Origin of the sequence: Rhizobium acidisoli, from assembly GCF_002531755.2 — a bacterium.
Classification (GTDB): Bacteria; Pseudomonadota; Alphaproteobacteria; order Rhizobiales; family Rhizobiaceae; genus Rhizobium; species Rhizobium acidisoli.
In genome coordinates this window covers 270,266-287,426 of sequence record NZ_CP034998.1, presented here as the reverse complement: position 1 = coordinate 287,426, position 17,161 = coordinate 270,266, and the positions used below count along the sequence as shown (strand labels likewise).

Here is a 17,161-nt window from a genome sequence, read left to right as displayed (position 1 = left end):
CCCAAGCATAGAAGCCGGGCATGGGCCGCGCAATCCTCTGCCGGCAATTGTCTATAAATATTATATAGATCGAGCCTAGAACAGGATGATTTTAGGCCCGGTCGGCCTAAAATCTGAATCCTGTTCTACCTTAAAGAGTTAGAGCATGATGTCGTCCGAAAACCGCTCACACTTTTCGGCATCATGCTCTATGCCGATATCGTCGTCGAAAAATCGGGATTGCCGCGGATCGTATTGCTCACCGTGCAGATCTCGTCTTCGGCCGCATGGACGATTTTCTGCCGGGTCTCCGCATCGATATCGCCTTTGATCGAGAAGGCGATATTGAACCTCGCAACACGCGAAAGGCCTTCCGTCGCCTTCTCGCCGGTGACCTCGGCGGTGATGTCGCTGATCTTGTCGAGAACGCCCATCTGGCTGGCGGCCATGCGGGCGCTGAGCACGAGGCAGGCCGAGAGCGAGGCATAGAGCAGGTCGAGCGGATTGAAGCCCGGCTGCGACGGCGAAGTGACGATATCGATCTCGCCCTTGGTGGCGGAGGTGACATGCGGAAAACCGGTGCGGCCGAGAGCGGCGGTGGCGCCGGTCGGGCGGGGACGGGCCTTGAGATCGACCATGATGAATTCCTTTGACGAACATTCTGCAGATGGCAATCGCCGCCCGGCGCCGCAAGAGGCAAGTGCCACGCATCGGTTTCGGAACCTTTCCATCCGTCATCAGTTGATTACACCTGAACGAAATCAGTGACAAAGGTGGATTGCGATGCCTGATGTCCGCAGCATGGATCGCCAGGGCCGGCAAATGGACGCCCGCGATCGGCTGATCGTCGCGCTTTATTCGCAGCTGAAGGCCGAGCGCGAAACGCGCGAGACGCTGGAATGGGCGATCCGCAACGGCGCCGTCTCACGGGAGGTGCTGGAGGCGATTGCAGCCGATCCGGTGCCTGTCGTCACCAGCGAGGATATCGCCTCCGTGGAGAAGATCATCGCCCTCGACGAGCGGCGCAAACCAAATCGGAACTAAAGAGGAGATCCGAAATGGCCGATATTACCTATCAGGTCGTGCCGCATGACAATGGCTGGGCCTACAAACTCGGCGATACGCTTTCTGAAACCTATGCCACGGCCGATGAAGCGATCGTTCACGCCAGGGACGCCGCGTCGCGCCAGAAGATCGGCGATGGCGATGCGCTGCTCGCCTATCCCGCGCCCGACGGCCGCGGCTGGGCCTTTCAGGAACTCGAAACCGACAAGAGCAACAGTCGGCTCTGATTTGCGACGGAGGATGGAATGGCCGCGCGGGCAAGCTGGAAAGGTCATCTGAAGGTAGGCGACCTTGCCTGCGCCGTCGGGCTTTACACCGCCATCTCCTCCTCCGACCGCGTCTCCTTCAACATCATCAATCGCAGGACCGGTCACCGGGTAGAGCGGCAATTCATCGACAGCGAGACCGGCAAACCGGTCGAGCGGGACGACCAGGTCAAGGGCTACCAGCTGGAGAATGGCGATTACATCGTCATCGAGGGCGACGAGATCGCCGCACTCATGCCGGAAAGCGACAAGGTGCTGAATATCAAGGCTTTCATCGCCTATGACGGCATCGACAAGCTCTATTTCGACCGTCCGTACTATCTCGCGCCCGTGGACGAACATGATGAAGAGGCGCTGGCGCTGATTGCCAGGAGCATGCTTGACGGCAAGGTCGCAGCACTTGCCGAAGCCGTGCTTTTCCGACGCAACCGGACGCTGCTGATCCGCCCGCAAGGTGACCACATCGTCGCGACCATGCTGAACTTCGACTACGAGGTGCGCTCGGCCGAAAGCGTCTTCGACGACATTCCCGACATTAAATTCGACAAGGAGATGCTCGAACTCGCAGGCCATATCCTCAAGACCAAGCAAGGCAGCTTCGAGCCGAGCGAATATGAGGATCGTTACGAGGCTGCCCTTGTCGAGTTGGTGAAGGCGAAAATCGAGGGCCGGGCACCGCCAAAGAAGAAACAGCCGCCAGAACGCAAGGTCGTCGACCTGATGGAGGCGCTGCGGCAAAGCGCTGGGGTGGGCGGCAAGGCTACAGCAAAGAAGGCGCCGGCTAAAAAGGCGCCGGCACGCAGCGACAGCCGCGGAACCAAGAAGGCGAGCTGAGCTAGCTTTTGAGATCTATCGTTTTCGCTAATGCGGTTTGCGCCCGTCATCCGCGGCAAGGCTCTTCTTCAGCGCATCCATGATGTTGATGACGTTGCCGGTCGATTTCACCGGTGCGGGCTTTTTCGCGGGCGCGGCCTTCTTCAGGCTCTTCTGCTTGCCGCGGATCATCGACTTCAGGCGCTTCTGGATCGGATCCTGTACCATGGCCGGGCTCCAATCCTTGGTCTCTTCCTTCACCAGCTGTTTCATCAATGTCAAAAGCTTGCTGTCGATCTCGGCCTTGCTGTCGAGTTCGGCCACAGGTTCACGCACCTCGTCGCCATAACGCAGGGTCCAGAGAATGATGCCCTTGCCCTGCGGTTCCAGGAGCACGGCGCGCTCGCGACGATAAAGCACTAGGCGGGCGATGCCGACCACGTCGTTTGCCTTCATCGCCTCACGGATGACGCAGAAGGCTTCAACCCCGACCTTATCCTCGGGCGCCAGAAAATGCGGCTTGTCGTACCAGATCCAGTCGATCGAGCCGCGCGGCACGAAGCTGTCGATATCGATGGTGCGCGTGCTTTCGAGCCCGACCTCCTCAATCTCCTCGTCTTCGAGCAGAACATAGTCGTCCTCGCCGCGTGGATATCCTTTCACCTGATCCCTGTCGGCGACCGGCTTGTGGGTGACGCTGTCGACATAGCGGCTTTCGACGCGGTTCCTGGTCTGGCGATTGAGAACGTGGAAGCGCACCTTGTTGCTTTCGGTCGTCGCCGGCGTCAGCGAGACGGCGGCCGTCACCAGCGAGAGCTTGAGGTAGCCTTTCCAGAATGTCTGACGTGCCATGTCTGTCCTGCCTCCCGGACATGGTTGGGCATGGCAATCAACGGCGGATGCGGTGTTTGGTTCCGAAAATTGGGTTCGCCGTAAAATCGCCTGGGTAGTGCCAATAGTCCAGAGTCGATCGGACGGTTAACGGCGCGACATGATGACATGATTATATCGGCTGGATTCGCGGAATGAGTTCGCTTAAAGTCGCGCCGCATGGCGAAGTGAGACGTGCCGCCTCAAGAAGCTTGGGGCCACTGGTCAAATTGCCCTGGCCAAATCGCCCACCGAAACGGGCAGTTTGGGAAACTAGGACGACGTTATCGAAACCGCCAAAAACGAATTCGTTCTTCGCGAGCGGAAGCCGAGGATGCGCAGATCAGTTCCCGTCTCCGTTCAATCGAATACCGGCATCGCCTTGATCGTGGCGAACAGCCGAGGTTCTGCAGATTGATTTATATGAGCCTTTGATGACGATAGAAAATGCAGCTTTGGCAAGACACCACTATCCGGCGGGCTACCACCGGCAGTCTGTGCCTCGGTGGCGCGTCCGGCGCGATGTGCTGGCAAAGCTGGTCCTTACGATAGCATTTTACGCGTCTCTATGGCGGGCAACGGGCATGTGGTACGGCCTGCCTGCAAACTTCGACGACGGCGCCGCGGTCGACCCGCTGCCGATGAAAATACTGCTCTATGGCCTTATCCCTTTGTCAGGATTATATTTTCTGTTGGAACAGAAACAGTTCCTACGGGTCTTTTCAAGGTTTTCGCCGTTCATCGTGGTTGTCGGCATTTCGTGCCTGACATCGATCGTCTTCTCCATCGACAAGACCGCATCCTTAAAGGGATTGGCTGCGGTCATCGTTCTCGCCATCCCGCCTCTTCTGTACCGCGCGCGCTACGGCAATGTCGAAGCCTTCCGAGTCCTCGGGCGTTTTGCGATTGCCGCCGCATTCATCAACGTTCTCTACACGGCAGCTTTCCCACAATTCGCCATCATGCGCGGCAGCTATGCGGGCATGGTCAAAGGCGCATTTTATCATAAGAACACGTTGGGGCAGTTTTCCTCGATCAGTTTTGTCTGCCTGCTCTCGACGGAGAAACTCGGCCGGCTTCGTTACAGTACCCTGGTACGCTGGGCTGCAATGCTTTGTCTCCTCGCCTTGATTGTGGCAACGAAGTCCTCGACGGCTGTCGTCTTGACGATGTTCGGCAGCATGATGCTGTATGGCATTCGCGTTATTCACATTTACCCGAACCGTCTTTTTCGTTCCTTCGTCGTTTTCCTGTTGTTCGTGATCATCGGGTTCGGCGCCAGCTTCGTTTACCTCGGCGTGGCTTCAGCGGTTGCAGAAGCATTCGGCAAAGATATTACTTTCTCCGGTCGCACCAATATCTGGGAACAGCTATTGCCATTGATCTGGGATAGGCCCCTAACAGGTTATGGGTTTGCGATGTTTCGTCAGCCCGATGTCATGGAAGAGTACGTCAAGGTTACCTTCGATGCACGATCGACCCATAACACCTATCTTGAGCTAGCGCTCAATATCGGCATTCCAGGCGTTACAGCATGGACGTTGTTTGCGCTGACCCGCGTGTTCCGGAAGATGACAATCGTCGACCCCGATCCGGCAGAATCCGGCGCCAGGCGAAAGGAGATTGTTATCATCATCCTCATCATGCTTGGAGCCATGACCGAGGCAGGCATGATGCTGGCACCTTTCATTTGCTGGCCACATATGGTCATCGCACTCTCGGAACTGCGTCCCAGGTTGCGAACAAACCGGAATCAACGCCAGCCTTGAGGAAAGGTGTGTTCGACGGCTGGCGGTAGAGCGCCTCATTCCGTCGTTCTTGTTGCATCGGTCAATATCGTCGGCCGCCAGATGGGCATGCGAGCAGCCGTTCAAATCGAGAAATACCGCTTCTGCCAGGGCAGCATGTTTTCCTGCCACGCGCGCGGCGTGAAATCGTCATAAGCAGTCTCAGCGATCGCCAACATCCAATTCTGCTCCTTGCGGGCGAGCAAGACGCATGACAATTCCATGCCGGCTTCGACCGTTATAGATGGCCGGTTGGCGCCCGGTATATCGATCCCCTTGTTACGCCACTGGATGCGGATTTCGTCGGGCTCGGATGTCCATTCACCTGAAGAAACGGAAGCCTTTCCGTCGGGCTTGACGCGAAGCGGCGGCGGAGTGACGTTCAGAAAGCTGCCGTCATTGACATAGTTGCCGTCAACGTCCCCCGCAGTCGCCTCCCCGTTTCCCTTCAGCAGAATGCCCTGCTTGCAGCGCAGGAATATGTTGCGCCGAAAGCTTCCGGACCATGGTCGATTGGCGAAAAAAGCGATGTCACATTCGCTGATGACGTTATCGTGGATATTCATATCTTTGCGGAATGCCAGATTCTGATCGGAATAACCGCTCAAACTCACGCCGCGATTGCTGTTCTCGATCCTGTTGTCATAAACATGGTGGCCGCCATGGCTGACTTGATCGCCAACTCCATAGCCGAAGGAATAATCGTTCATCCTGCCATCGCGCATGATATTACTGCGCACGACCGCATCGTCGCCGATCGATGAAAAAGAAAAATTTTTCCCGCCGATGAAATTATATTCAACCAGGTAGTTTCGGGTCCTGCCGCAAACCAGCGCCCCCTTGTTCGAGGTGCTGGTCGGCCTTTGTAGAAAAAGGTTGCCCCGGACCACGACATTGGAACTTATATAGCTATCTTTGTTTTCGTAGGCGAATTGGCAACAATCCGCTCCCTGGCCGGGCGCTGCGCCGACGCGGTTGTTTTCCAGCAAAACATTCGACGTCATCGTAAGGTAAATGCCGTCGCCATTCACATTTTCTGTTTCGCAGCGCCTTACGACAAGATTCTTGCCATTGTGAAATTTGAAGCCGCGCGGAGAATTCTTGACCACCACGTCTTCGACCACGGTGTCGGAAAAGACCTGATAAGCGACGCCGATATCCTCAGCACCGTCGATGACCTGCCCCCGTGTGGATGCTCCATGAATTTTCTTTCGCAAGATGGCGGGCATCAGATCGTCCTTCGATACGGTTGTCGCTCTCAATAGTGAGCGGCGGTGTGGCGGATGTTTGAATATCTGAAAATTATCTTAACCTGAACGGCCGCTGATAAATCTATGCGAATAGCCCAATAGAGACAGTCCGCCCCGATTGTCGCCTTCGACCAACCGATGCCCTTGCAGTGCGTTGAAGCCGCATCGCATCTCGGGTCCAGGATCGGTCGGCACCGGGCTCGTCACATGTTCGCCCGATTTTTCCTGCATGGCATTCTGGCAACGCCGCCGCTGCGTTTCAGCAGCCCATTTTAATCGCCCGTCAGTCTTCTTCTGTGGCCTGAGTTGGGGACCGTTGAAAAGCAGCTGTTTAGTCAATCACTGTTGAGCTGATGGACGTCACTCTTCTCCTCGTCGGCGCCATCGGACCAGTGGTAAAATAAAAACTATCTCGAAAACCTAGATGACCTTGCGCTCGCTCGCTGGGCCTCTATCTCTGAGCCGAAAGCGCCTATAGGGCGAGTTGTTTCATTTTACCATGACTCTGGTTGCATATTGAACGGTCTCACGTTACGAAATCCCGGGAGGCCAAACACCGAGGCCGACAATGATTACGCATCGTCAAGATATCGACGGCCTGCGAGCCGTAGCCGTCATTTTTGTGATTCTTTATCACTGCGGATTTGATCGCATTCTCCCCGGCGGATTTATCGGGGTGGACATTTTTTTCGTGATATCGGGCTTCCTGATTACAAAAATAATCCTCGCCGAAGCGAGCGATGGCCGATTTTCGATCGGCAATTTCTATAGCCGTCGAGCGAAACGAATTCTTCCCGCAGTCATAGCCATGTACGCTGTCGTGATGGCGGTTTCGTATTTTACGATGCTGCCTGACGAAAGCCTGAGGGTCTTCAAGTCTGTGACGTCGTCCGCGCTCTTTGCGTCCAATGCCTACTTCTATTTGACGACCGGATATTTCGATGATTCCGCGGAATTCAATCCGGTCCTGCACACATGGTCGTTGTCGGTCGAAGAGCAGTTCTACGTCATTTTTCCGCTGATCGTCATGGCAGCGAGCCGGTATGGGCGCAGGGCGACCGGGATAGCCATAGCGGGACTTTTCGCAGCCAGCATCATTGCTTCCATTATCGCTGTTCCAATCAACCGCTCTGCAGCTTTCTATCTCGTGCAATATCGCGCGTGGGAGCTGCTGGTAGGCTCCCTCATCGCAGCACCGGCATTGACGAAATTTGCCGATATGCGGATCAACAATGCGCTTTCGGCAATCGGCGCCTTGGCGATCGGCTTCAGCGCACTGCTATTGTCGAAAACCTCTGAGTTTCCCGGGTTGATGGCCTTGCCCGCGACGGCAGGGACGGCTCTGATCATCTGGGCGGGTCCAGGCACGCTGGTCAGCAGGCTTCTATCATTGCGGGTCGCCACCTCGATAGGTTTGATCTCGTATTCCCTTTATCTGTGGCATTGGCCGATCTGGGTGTTTTCGAACCAGTACGGGGCGTGGGAGCATGGCTGGCAATTGGTGCCCGTCGCTTTGAGTTTTGTCGTCGCATATTTCTCGTGGCGATTTATCGAAACGCCCTTCCGAACGATGCGATACCGGCCTCTGGTGTCCGTAGCCGCCGGGGCTGCCTCAATTGCCTCAGTAGCAATGCTGGCATTCGTCGGGCAGCTCGCCGCCGATCAAATGAAGGACGACAACAAGCTCGTTGAGCGGGTGGCGGAATTTGCCGATTACGACCCCTCGAAAGCCTTCCGCAGTGGAAAATGCTTCCTCACGTCAAACGACGGCATCGAAAAATACGATCGCGACACCTGCCTGGTTCTCTCAAATAATCAGCAAAACATAGCGCTCATCGGTGATAGTCACGCTGCGCACCTATATCCCGGCTTGAAGACGCTGCCGGGGACAAACGTCCTTCAAGCCAACGCATCAGGATGCCGCCCTACTCTTGAAGCCGAAGGCGAAGAGCGCTGCCTGGAGCTCATGAACTACGTCTTCAAAGAGTTTTTGCCGAGCCACAAGGTCGATGTTCTCGTGTTGGCCGGACGCTGGACGGAAGATGACGTCAAACTCATCAGAAAGACGGTGGACTACCTGTCCCCCTTTGCCAAAAAGATCGTCGTCTTCGGACCAGTGGCAGAATATAAATCTTCGTTGCCGCGGCTGCTGGCTCACAGTCTCTATGAGAAGCAGCCATTTCATGCCGCCGACCATTTGGCGCCTCGGCAGCGCATCGGTGTGGAGATTCACGACGCATTGGCCGGAAGCGGAGCAATGTACATCTCCACCTATAAGACCATGTGCAACCCCGACTGTATCGTGTGGACAAAAAGCGGGGACCCGGTGCAATTCGACTACGGGCACTTCACCGCTGACGGCTCCCGCCTGTTGATTTCAAAGGTCAAACAGGACCTCACCGTTCAACGGTGAGGTCCTCCCACGCTGCGCGTTTTGAAACTGTCGATGAGGCAGCTGTCAGTGTTCAGCTTGCGAACCGCCCATCCTGCAGAAACGACAGGGCTTGCCTCCACATGGTCTTGTTGACCGGCAAGAAAGTGTGGTTGGCGGGAATGACGATATGCGCCGCAGCGCCGTCGAGACGGGTACTCTCCACCGACACCTTTCCATCATTCGGAATTCTGAGGCCGATGATCAGGGAAGAGACCGGGTCGATGGTCCGGTTCCCAGCGATGATGCCAAGTTCGTAATCGACAGTGCCGAACAGCTTGGTCATTGCGGTTTGATCGGTAATCAATTGCTGCCCTGCCGGTCCATAGAATTTCCTGTAGAGCGGCCAGGTCTTGAGGAAATCGGCAATCTCACTGCCATTGTTCGGCGTTCCGACCATGACCACTCTTCCCAGATTCGACGGGCGATGGTTCCTGAGAAAAGCACGGATAAGCAGCCCACCCATCGAATAACCGATGAAATGCACATGGCCGTCGCCTGCCTCCTTCGCAGCCGCGTCGATCTGCGGCCGAACGATGTCGACGAGGTCGCCGATCGAAAACCTGGTGGAGGGGTAACCGACATTCACAACCCGATATCCCTTGCCGGACAGGAAGGCCGCGAGCTTCCCCATGCTTTTCTTCGTCCGGGCAATGCCGTGAAAAAGGATGACCGTGTCGCTCATCAGGTGTCCATGAAATGGCTTGGTTGTGGCGTAGGAATTGCTTAGAGCGGAATCGATTTAGGGATAAGTTGTGCAGCATTCAAACTGCTGTGGCGTCCTTTATGCATGGACGCTCGGTGCTGCAAAAGAGAGAAATGCCGGCCTGTGACGACCAGCATCAGACATATCGCCAAGCTCGCAGGAACGTCGGTCTCTTCGGTCTCGCGTGTGCTCAACAACAGCGGCTACGCCTCGCCTGAGCTCCGGCACCGCGTCGAGGCGGCGATCCGGACACTGAACTACACACCCAGCAAGGGTGCCCGTATGCTGCGCGGTGCACCAAGCCGGATGATCGGGCTGATGCTGCCGTCGATTGACGTGCCGTTCTTCGGTATCCTTGCCCATGCCATCGAGCAGGAACTGTTTCAGCACGGCTATCAGACGCTGATCTGCAGCACGGCGGAAAATATGGATCACGAGGCGCGCTATATTTCCATGCTGCTTGCCCAGCGCGTCGACGGCGTCATCGTCGCAAGCGCCTTCGGCAGCATCGAGCATTTCGGGGTGCTGCGGGATGCCGGTATTCCGATCATCGCCATCGACCGCGAGCTGAGCGGCATCGCCGACGACGCTGTGATGGCCGATCACGAAGAAGGCGGACGGCTGATGGCGCGCCATCTGATCGGCCTCGGCCACCGGGCGATCGCCATCGTCGGGGCGCCGGCACACAGCCAGCCGATCCAGCTCCGGCTCCAGGGCATCACGGCGGAAATGGCGAAAGACGGCATCACGCCTGCCGTCGTGGCGATGGCGGAAGAGCACAGCTTTGCCGAGACCTACCGGCTGGCGCGCGAATTGCTGGCGTCTCGGCCTGAAATCACCGCGATCATCGGCACCACCGACGTTTCGGCGATTGCGGCAATCCATGCCGTCCAGGATCGCGGATTTTCGGTTCCGAACGATTATTCGGTCGTGGGCTTCGACGACCTGCCGGAGGCGGCCTACGTCTTCCCACGACTGACAACGGTCGCACAGCCGATCCGCAATGTCGGGCAGCAGGCAGCGCGGCTGCTGGAAACGCTGATCGAGGACCAGCAAACAGGAGACGGATCTCGAGCGGCTGCGATCGTCAAAGTGCCGGTCACGCTGATTACGCGCGATTCCACCGGCCCCGTCCGCAGCACCATGCTCTAGAACAGGATGATTTTAGGCCCGGTTGGCCTAAAATCATCCTGTTCTAAATTATAGAGTTAGAGCATGATGTCTTGAGAAAACCGCTCACACTTTTCGGCATCATGCTCTAAGGCCGGACGATGACCTTGATCTCGCCTGGCAATGGCGCGTTGCCCACCACGTCGGCGACCTCTTCGAGACCTATGGTTCTGGTGACCAATGCGTCCAGTTCCAATGCTCCGCTTGCGACCATTGCCGCAGCGCGCGAATGGGTGAAGGGGTTGAGGTAGGCCGGCCTGATGTCGACTTCGTTGACCAGCAGATCGAAGGGCAAAACGGGGACCTCGACACCCGCCGGCGTGACCCCGAAAAGCACGAAGGTGCCGCCGCGCCGCGCCATCCTCAACCCGCTTTGAAGCGTCTCGCTGACGCCGGCGCACTCGATGACCACGTCGGCGCCGCCTTTGGTAACCTCCCGAACCGAAGCGACCGTGTCCGACGAGGTCGGGTCGAAGGCGTGCGTGGCCCCCAGATGCAGTGCGGTTTGGCGTCTCGATTGCTGGCGCGTGATCAAGATGACCTTGCCTGCCCCGGCCAGGCGGGCCAGCTGCACCATCAGCAGGCCGATCACGCCGCCGCCGAGGATCGCGACGCCGTCGCCCGGACGGATTCCTGCCTTGTCGATGGCGTGGATACAGCAGGCCAGCGGTTCGGAGAAGGCGCCGTGAACGGGATTGAGGCCGGCCGGCAGCAGGAATGCCTGCGCCTGCGGCACCGCCACATATTCGGCAAAGCCGCCGTCGCGCGTCACGCCGATGGCGGTCAGGCGCTCGCATAGATTCGGCCGCGCCCGTGTGCAAGCCGGACAGGTGCCGCAGGCGATATTCGGGTCGACCGTCACCAGCTCACCGCCGGCAAAGCGGGCGACACCGTCGCCGATCTCTTCGACGATGCCGGAAAATTCGTGGCCCATGGTGACGGGGATGGACGTCGGATATTCGCCCTTGTACATGTGGCGATCGGAGCCGCAGATGCCGGCGGCGGCGACCCGGACAAGCAGCTCGCCAGGACCTGCAACCGGTTTCCCAACGCGGCGCATGGTCAAAGACCCGATCGACTCCAAGCGTACAGCTCTCATTCCACTCCTCCAGACCTCAAGCTCGATTGCCTATTCCTGCCGATGAAGCGAAGCGCTCAGCTCATGACATTGCCGCCATCGACATTGTAGCACTGCGCCACGATGTATGCTGCATCGGGGCCGGCCAGGAAGGCCGCCATGGCGGCTTGTTCCTCAGCGGCGCCGAATCGCCCGGCCGGGACGGCGGCGGCCACACGCGCCTTCACCTCGCCGGGTTGCAACCCTTCCCGGCTGCCGAGTTTTGCATCGACGACATCCCACATCGGCGTATCGACGACGCCGGGAGCGATGGCGTTGACGTTGATCCCGTAGCGGATCAGCTCGAGGGCGCAGCTTTGCGTGATGCTGATGACCGCCGCCTTGGAGGCGCAGTAAGCCACGGCCGGTCCTTCGCCCCGGCGCCCGGCCTGGGAGGAGAAGTTGATGATGCGTCCAGCGGCCCCTCTCTCCACCATGTGCCGGGCAACGGCCTGCGTCATGAAGATCAGGCCTTCGATATTGACCTGAAACACCTTCGCCGTCCGTTCCCCGGATATTTCCAGAATCGACTCGACCTCGTAAATGCCGGCGGCGTTGACCAGAATGTCGATCTTGCCGGCGGCGGCGATGGAAAAGCGCACGGCTTCTTCGATGCTGTCCTGGCGGGTCACATCGAGCGCGACACCCCAGGCGTCAGCGCCGATCGCTTCCGCCACTGCCACGCATTTGCCAGCGTCGAGGTCGGCGACGACAACCTTGGCGCCTTCGGCGGCGAAGCGTTGGCATACCGCCTTGCCGATGCCGCTTGCTCCTCCCGTGACCAATGCCACCTTGCCGGAGAGCCGCCGCCCCGTTTCCGTATCTGTCATCGCGCTGCCTCCCCGGCTGCCATCGTGAATAGCTTCATGTGCTCCTCCCTATTGACTGCCTGGCATCGGCTAGGCGGGGTTCGTCTCCTTCGCCTCCCGAAGGAGGATCGACATGTCGGGGATACCGTCGGTAGCCGTCGCGCCCGTCAGGCAATACGCAGCCGCGGCATGGGCCACAGTGCAGATCTGCTCGACAGGCCAGTTCTCATGCAGGCCGTAGAGCACGGCGGCACAGAAGGCGTCGCCGGCGCCGACAGTGCTGACGATGTCATCGGGATCGACGGGGCGCGAACGCGTCATGATCGGGGCTGCGCCTGATGCAAACCAGAAGCAGATCTCCGGCGCGTGGATGATCGCCCCCTTGGCGACGCCTGCGGCCAGCAGCCGCTCGCCGGCCTTCAAAAGCTCCGCCTCGATCAGATCTCCCTTCGCATCGCGAACGACAACGCCGGTTGCCCGGCCCGCCTCCATCTCGTTGATGATCAGGAAATCGCAGAAGGGCAGAGCGACGCCGACCTTGGCCGCAAATTCCGGGTCTTCGCTGGAGACGAAATCCACGCAGGTCGTCAGCCCGGCGCGGCGCGCGGCTTCTAGCAGGCGCGAGGCTCCCGACGAACCGTCGGCCCCTATTCGGTCGAGGCCCGGCAACAGCATGAGATAGCCGAGATAGAACAGCCGATATCCGGCCTCGGCGAAGGTCGCGGGTGAGATGAGCTTGTCCGTGACGGCATCGCTGGCGCCGCCATGGTAGAAGAAGGTGCGGTTCTGGCCGGGCACGTTCATGACATGCGTGTGCGCCGTCATCCGGTCGGCGAGCGCGGTGAGACCACCGATATTGACGCCCGCCGCCGCAAGCCGGGCCTTGACGATCTCTCCGTCCTGATCGGCGCCGATGCATCCCGCCGCCGCCAGCCTTCCGGGAAATCCGAGCGAGGCGAGATCCGTGACGACATTGGCGGCTCCGCCCCCGACGCCCAGATCCTGGTGCAGGATATGGGCGAGATTGCCCTGTTCGGGCCAATAGGACAGGGTGTGGACGCGATCGACAATGAAATTGCCGGCGCAAACGATGCCGCCCTGTTTCGGAGCGCCGTGATGGTGAGCCTCCTCCCCGGTTCGCATCAACGGCCTCCTTCGTTCCGCAAGGGCCGGAACGGCGGCTCGTCTTCCTTGATTGCGGCAAAGCGGCCGATCGGCTCCATCAGACGGACGCCCCGTCATAGTCGACCGGGACCACGACATCCTCGCGACCGGATTTCAGGGCCGCTGTCAGCACAGCATGATGCGCCTCTGCCTCCGCCGGCGTCGCGCAGCCGAACCCGTTCGCATCGCCTCCGGCAAGCTCATCGACGAAGGCCGCCCACATCTGCTGGATGGCGTCGGCAAAACCGAATTCGAAGATCTTGCCGGTGATGGCGGGAAACAGCGAGGTGTAGCCGAGATCCTCGGTGCTCCAAGCCTGCGCGCCGCCATTATAATCCATCCACTGCCACTGACGCGGCGACTTCGTGCTGAAGAATGCGCTTTTCTTCATGCCCAGGACCCTGATGTACCAGGTGTTGGATTCGCCGGGCGCGATGCGCCAGGTTTTCAGCATCATCGGGAAATCCTGATCCCCGGTGCGCACGCGGCTGCTGATCGTCGCATTGTCCCAGGTGGTGCAGGGCAGCATGCCGCCCTTGCCGTCAGGACGTTCGGTGACCTTTTTGACCAATTGCGCATGCAGGGTCGACGGGCGCCAGCCGAGACGCAGCGGCACGTGCAGCACATGCATGCCGAGATCACCCATGCAGCCGTAGTCGCCGTTAATCTCGGCCATGCGCTTCCAGTTGATCGGCTTTTGCCGGTCGATATCCGACGAGTGCAGGAAGCCTGCCTCGACTTCGAGGATCTCGCCCATTTCGCCGCTTTTTGCCAGCGCGATAACCTTCTGGGCACCGGGGAAGAACGGCATTTCCGACGAGCAGCGGACCATGAGTTTGGGGTGCTCGGCGAGAACGGCCATGATCGCCCGGTTCTGGGCCGCGTCCATACCGAATGGCTTTTCGCCGAGAAGATGCTTTCCGGCCTTCAGCACGTCGATATAGAATTGCTGGTGCAGCACATGCGGCACAGCGCAATAGACCGCATCGACGTCGGGATTGGCGAGAAGCTCCTTATAGTCGGCGGTGAACTGGCGAACCGTCGGCACATGATCCCTGAACCAGTCGAGCAGCGTCGCATTGGTATCGCAGACGGCGACGATTTCCGGCCGCGCCTTCACATCGGCCAGATGCAGCCAGCGCGCTGCGGCGCTGGCGAATTCGCGCCCCATCAGACCGCAGCCGATGACGCCGAAGCGGAATATTTTCGTCATGACATGTCCTCCCAGACGCGTCAGCCAATATGCAGCGAAGCTTGCTCAACGGAAGCCTTGTCATGGACGATCGCCATCAAGGCCTTGGTCATGCCGCCGGGATTGTGATGCTGAATGACGTTGCGGCCATAGACGATGCCACGGGCGCCCTGCTCCATCAACTGCTTGGTGCGGATCAGGATTTCCTGATCCGAAACGCGGCCGCCGCCGCGCACCAGCACCGGCAGGCCCTGGGCGATCTCGACCACGCGGTGATATTCCTCGACATTGTCGCACGGGTCGGCCTTGATGATATCGGCGCCGAGTTCGGCGGCCTGGCGCACGAGCGGCAGGATCTTGTCGATCGCGCCATCGACCATATAGGCGCCCTTGGAATTGTCCTGCATAACCAGCGGCTCGACCATCAGCGGCATGCCGTAAATCTCGCATTCGCGCTTCAGGCTGTTTACGTTGCGCACGCAGGCGCGGTAGACTTCCGGCTGGTCCGGCAGCATCAGAAGATTGACGACGACGCAGGCGGCATCCAACGCGACGCCCTGTTCCACCGCCCTGTCGATCATTTCGGAAAACAATTGAGACGGCAGCGGATTGCCATAGATATTGGCGATGTCGGTGCGCAGCACCAGTGCCGGGCGATGTTTGCCGGGAATGGCCTGCAGAAGGGGCGCGGTACCCGGCGGCAGCTGAATGGCATCCGGGCCGGCCTCAGCGATCACCTCGATGGCGGTCGTCATGTTCTCGATGCCGGCGAGGAAGGTCCGTTCATTGAACATGCCGTGATCGATAGCGACGTCAAAACAATTTCCGGACACGCCGAAAAGTCGGTTCAACCGTGCGGATTTCATCAAGCTTCTCCCCGATATGGTAACGTTTCCACATTCGAATAAATGCGCTGGGAATGCGAGTCAAGACGATGTGGTAACGTTTCCATATCCCCTGACTTTGCGCGGCAGACACTCTTATAATGCGGACGAGGCGCCGCTCGCGCCTCGTCCCGACAGGGCTACCAGCAGGTGAATCCCGCATCGACGTTGACGATTGCTCCGGTCATCAGGCTGGCTGCGCCCGTTGCCAGAAAGAGGACCGCGCTTGCGACCTCCTCCGGCGTTCCCATCCTGCCCATCGGCGTGTCGGCCAACCAGAGCGGAATGCGCTCACGATTGGCTTCGACGGCCACCACCATCGGCGTCTCGATATAGGTGGGCGCGACGGCGTTTACCCGGATACCATGCTGCGCCCATTCGGCGGCCAGCGACCGCGTGAGGTGATGGACTGCCGCCTTGGAGACATTGTAGGCCGTCTGAGGCTGCGGCCGGTTGCAGATGTGCCCCGACATCGAGCCGAGGTTCACGATGGCGCCCCGCTTCATCGAGACCATGTGGCGGCCGAAGGCGCGCGAGCACCAGAAGACGCCGTTGAGATTGACGTCCATCATCCGCAGCCAGTCCGCGTCGGTGAGATCTTCTGCCGGGATGCCGCTCTGGCCAATCCCGGCATTGTTCACCAGGATCGTCGCCGGCCGCCCTCCATCGGCAAGCTCATTGGCAATTGCGTCCATCCGTCCGGCGTCGGTGACGTCGCCCACCCGGACTTCGATGTCGTAGCCCTTGTCGCGCAGGGCAAGCGCTTGCCGGGCGTCGGCCTCGCTGCGTTCGATGACGACGACAGCCGCACCCGCCTCCGCCAGCGCCTCGGTGCAGCAGAGCCCGATCGCGCGCCCTCCGCCGGTGACCACAGCACGTTCGCCGTCGAGGCGAAATTTCTCCTGGTAGCTCATATCAGGCTCCTTCAGATGTCGAATGCGCTTGGAAGGACGACGATATCGCGGATAGTGACGTTGCGCGGCCGGGTCAGCATGAAGATGATCGCGTCGGCAACTTCCTTGGGCTCGATCAAAGCGCCGGCCTCCTTGGCCTTGCGAAGGTTTTCCTCCGGCCAATCCGCGAGCAGCGCGCTGATCACCGGTCCTGGCGACACCGACCCCACGCGAATGCCGTTTTTCAGAAGCTGGCGCCGCATCGTCTGGACGAAGCAGGTCATCGCCCATTTCGACGAGGAATACACCGGCTCCCACGGGATAGCCGAATGTCCAGCAACCGAGCTCGTGACGACAATGTCGCCGGTACCGCGTTCGATCATGTGCGGAATGACATTGTGAACGTTCTTGATGACGACATTCACATTGAGATTGAGCATCCGATCGATCGTATCGAGGTCCGTTTCCACAAAGTCGCCGCCGATATAGGTGCCTGCATTTGCATGCAGGATGTCGAGTTTGCCCGTCTTCGCCAGAACGCCCTCAAGCAGTCCCGCGCATTCGTTCGGATTGAGGAGGTTGATCACGAGCGGAATAGCGCGCTCGCCAAGCCGGCTGCAAACCGCCTCAAGGGCCTTCTCATCCCGGTCCACCAGCACGACCGTCGCGCCTGCGGCAAGCATTGCTTCCGTCGAGGCCAATCCTATGCCGGACGCCGCACCCGTGACCGCCGCGATCTTCCCATTCAATTCCTGCATTGATGTC

General features: G+C 59.2%; 17 protein-coding genes. 6 read left to right on the top strand and 11 right to left on the bottom strand.

The features are described from left to right. Positions 1-188 precede the first annotated feature (188 nt). Complete coding sequence (locus CO657_RS01465; RefSeq protein WP_054183741.1) at positions 189-617, bottom strand: OsmC family protein; 429 nt, start codon at positions 615-617, stop codon at positions 189-191. A gap of 145 nt (positions 618-762) precedes the next feature. Here CO657_RS01465 and CO657_RS01460 point away from each other — a divergent pair, with 145 nt between their 5' ends. Genes CO657_RS01460 through ku (CO657_RS01450) form a run of 3 tightly spaced genes read left to right on the top strand, consistent with a single transcriptional unit; the run spans position 763 to position 2,144 of the window. After that, positions 763-1,023, top strand: a complete 261-nt coding sequence (locus CO657_RS01460; RefSeq protein WP_054183742.1) for a hypothetical protein — start codon at positions 763-765, stop codon at positions 1,021-1,023. A gap of 14 nt (positions 1,024-1,037) precedes the next feature. After that, on the top strand, positions 1,038-1,271 hold the full coding sequence (locus tag CO657_RS01455) for a DUF2188 domain-containing protein (RefSeq protein ID WP_003570400.1): 234 nt from the start codon (positions 1,038-1,040) through the stop codon (positions 1,269-1,271). Between the two features lie 18 nt (positions 1,272-1,289). Next, positions 1,290-2,144 carry a non-homologous end joining protein Ku gene (ku, locus tag CO657_RS01450; RefSeq protein WP_054183743.1) on the top strand — a complete coding sequence of 285 codons (855 nt, stop codon included), beginning with the start codon at positions 1,290-1,292 and terminating at the stop codon, positions 2,142-2,144. Positions 2,145-2,171: 27 nt separating this feature from the next. Here the strand turns inward: ku (CO657_RS01450) and ku (CO657_RS01445) are convergent, their stop codons facing one another. Then, positions 2,172-2,975, bottom strand: coding sequence for a non-homologous end joining protein Ku (gene ku / locus CO657_RS01445; RefSeq protein WP_054183744.1), 804 nt, complete (start codon positions 2,973-2,975; stop codon positions 2,172-2,174). 452 nt (positions 2,976-3,427) lie between these two features. Between ku (CO657_RS01445) and CO657_RS01440 the strand changes: the two genes are divergently transcribed. Continuing rightward, a complete protein-coding gene (locus tag CO657_RS01440) occupies positions 3,428-4,762 on the top strand; it encodes an O-antigen ligase family protein (protein WP_037073316.1) in 1,335 nt (444 codons plus the stop codon). Between the two features lie 101 nt (positions 4,763-4,863). Here CO657_RS01440 and CO657_RS01435 read toward each other — a convergent pair whose 3' ends face one another. Beyond that, entirely contained in the window at positions 4,864-6,009 is a 1,146-nt protein-coding gene (locus CO657_RS01435; RefSeq protein WP_054183745.1) for a right-handed parallel beta-helix repeat-containing protein, read from the bottom strand. A 589-nt stretch (positions 6,010-6,598) separates the two neighbouring features. Between CO657_RS01435 and CO657_RS01430 the strand changes: the two genes are divergently transcribed. Beyond that, complete coding sequence (locus CO657_RS01430) at positions 6,599-8,443, top strand: acyltransferase family protein (RefSeq protein WP_054183746.1); 1,845 nt, start codon at positions 6,599-6,601, stop codon at positions 8,441-8,443. A 52-nt stretch (positions 8,444-8,495) separates the two neighbouring features. Here the strand turns inward: CO657_RS01430 and CO657_RS01425 are convergent, their stop codons facing one another. After that, the gene (locus CO657_RS01425; protein WP_054183747.1) at positions 8,496-9,146 is read right to left on the bottom strand and encodes an esterase/lipase family protein; all 651 of its coding nucleotides are present in this window, start codon (positions 9,144-9,146) and stop codon (positions 8,496-8,498) included. A 144-nt stretch (positions 9,147-9,290) separates the two neighbouring features. On the opposite strand from CO657_RS01425, the gene CO657_RS01420 reads away from it, so the two are divergent. Then, positions 9,291-10,319 carry a LacI family DNA-binding transcriptional regulator gene (locus CO657_RS01420; RefSeq protein ID WP_054183748.1) on the top strand — a complete coding sequence of 343 codons (1,029 nt, stop codon included), beginning with the start codon at positions 9,291-9,293 and terminating at the stop codon, positions 10,317-10,319. A gap of 106 nt (positions 10,320-10,425) precedes the next feature. Here CO657_RS01420 and CO657_RS01415 read toward each other — a convergent pair whose 3' ends face one another. From CO657_RS01415 to CO657_RS01380, 7 genes are all read right to left on the bottom strand, one after another. After that, a complete protein-coding gene (locus CO657_RS01415; protein WP_054183749.1) occupies positions 10,426-11,436 on the bottom strand; it encodes a zinc-dependent alcohol dehydrogenase family protein in 1,011 nt (336 codons plus the stop codon). 56 nt (positions 11,437-11,492) lie between these two features. Further along, positions 11,493-12,284, bottom strand: a complete 792-nt coding sequence (locus CO657_RS01410; RefSeq protein ID WP_054183750.1) for an L-iditol 2-dehydrogenase — start codon at positions 12,282-12,284, stop codon at positions 11,493-11,495. Positions 12,285-12,353: 69 nt separating this feature from the next. Beyond that, the gene (locus CO657_RS01405; RefSeq protein WP_054183751.1) at positions 12,354-13,406 is read right to left on the bottom strand and encodes a carbohydrate kinase family protein; all 1,053 of its coding nucleotides are present in this window, start codon (positions 13,404-13,406) and stop codon (positions 12,354-12,356) included. Between the two features lie 79 nt (positions 13,407-13,485). Next, on the bottom strand, positions 13,486-14,640 hold the full coding sequence (locus CO657_RS01395; protein WP_054183752.1) for a Gfo/Idh/MocA family protein: 1,155 nt from the start codon (positions 14,638-14,640) through the stop codon (positions 13,486-13,488). A gap of 20 nt (positions 14,641-14,660) precedes the next feature. Then, positions 14,661-15,485 carry a class I fructose-bisphosphate aldolase gene (locus CO657_RS01390; protein ID WP_054183753.1) on the bottom strand — a complete coding sequence of 275 codons (825 nt, stop codon included), beginning with the start codon at positions 15,483-15,485 and terminating at the stop codon, positions 14,661-14,663. Positions 15,486-15,643: 158 nt separating this feature from the next. Next, positions 15,644-16,417, bottom strand: a complete 774-nt coding sequence (locus tag CO657_RS01385) for an SDR family NAD(P)-dependent oxidoreductase (RefSeq protein WP_054183754.1) — start codon at positions 16,415-16,417, stop codon at positions 15,644-15,646. 11 nt (positions 16,418-16,428) lie between these two features. After that, complete coding sequence (locus tag CO657_RS01380; protein WP_054183755.1) at positions 16,429-17,154, bottom strand: SDR family oxidoreductase; 726 nt, start codon at positions 17,152-17,154, stop codon at positions 16,429-16,431. Positions 17,155-17,161 lie beyond the last annotated feature (7 nt).

What these genes read in the sequence shown, in the direction of transcription:
- CO657_RS01390 (WP_054183753.1), bottom strand. Translation starts at nt 15,485, where the DNA reads ATGAAATCCGCACGGTTGAACCGACTTTTCGGCGTGTCCGGAAATTGT.
- CO657_RS01465 (WP_054183741.1), bottom strand. Translation starts at nt 617, where the DNA reads ATGGTCGATCTCAAGGCCCGTCCCCGCCCGACCGGCGCCACCGCCGCT.
- CO657_RS01435 (WP_054183745.1), bottom strand. Translation starts at nt 6,009, where the DNA reads ATGCCCGCCATCTTGCGAAAGAAAATTCATGGAGCATCCACACGGGGG.
- CO657_RS01430 (WP_054183746.1), top strand. Translation starts at nt 6,599, where the DNA reads ATGATTACGCATCGTCAAGATATCGACGGCCTGCGAGCCGTAGCCGTC.
- CO657_RS01415 (WP_054183749.1), bottom strand. Translation starts at nt 11,436, where the DNA reads ATGAGAGCTGTACGCTTGGAGTCGATCGGGTCTTTGACCATGCGCCGC.
- CO657_RS01425 (WP_054183747.1), bottom strand. Translation starts at nt 9,146, where the DNA reads ATGAGCGACACGGTCATCCTTTTTCACGGCATTGCCCGGACGAAGAAA.
- CO657_RS01395 (WP_054183752.1), bottom strand. Translation starts at nt 14,640, where the DNA reads ATGACGAAAATATTCCGCTTCGGCGTCATCGGCTGCGGTCTGATGGGG.
- CO657_RS01380 (WP_054183755.1), bottom strand. Translation starts at nt 17,154, where the DNA reads ATGCAGGAATTGAATGGGAAGATCGCGGCGGTCACGGGTGCGGCGTCC.
- ku (WP_054183743.1), top strand. Translation starts at nt 1,290, where the DNA reads ATGGCCGCGCGGGCAAGCTGGAAAGGTCATCTGAAGGTAGGCGACCTT.
- CO657_RS01405 (WP_054183751.1), bottom strand. Translation starts at nt 13,406, where the DNA reads ATGCGAACCGGGGAGGAGGCTCACCATCACGGCGCTCCGAAACAGGGC.
- CO657_RS01460 (WP_054183742.1), top strand. Translation starts at nt 763, where the DNA reads ATGCCTGATGTCCGCAGCATGGATCGCCAGGGCCGGCAAATGGACGCC.
- CO657_RS01385 (WP_054183754.1), bottom strand. Translation starts at nt 16,417, where the DNA reads ATGAGCTACCAGGAGAAATTTCGCCTCGACGGCGAACGTGCTGTGGTC.
- CO657_RS01410 (WP_054183750.1), bottom strand. Translation starts at nt 12,284, where the DNA reads ATGACAGATACGGAAACGGGGCGGCGGCTCTCCGGCAAGGTGGCATTG.
- CO657_RS01440 (WP_037073316.1), top strand. Translation starts at nt 3,428, where the DNA reads ATGACGATAGAAAATGCAGCTTTGGCAAGACACCACTATCCGGCGGGC.
- ku (WP_054183744.1), bottom strand. Translation starts at nt 2,975, where the DNA reads ATGGCACGTCAGACATTCTGGAAAGGCTACCTCAAGCTCTCGCTGGTG.
- CO657_RS01455 (WP_003570400.1), top strand. Translation starts at nt 1,038, where the DNA reads ATGGCCGATATTACCTATCAGGTCGTGCCGCATGACAATGGCTGGGCC.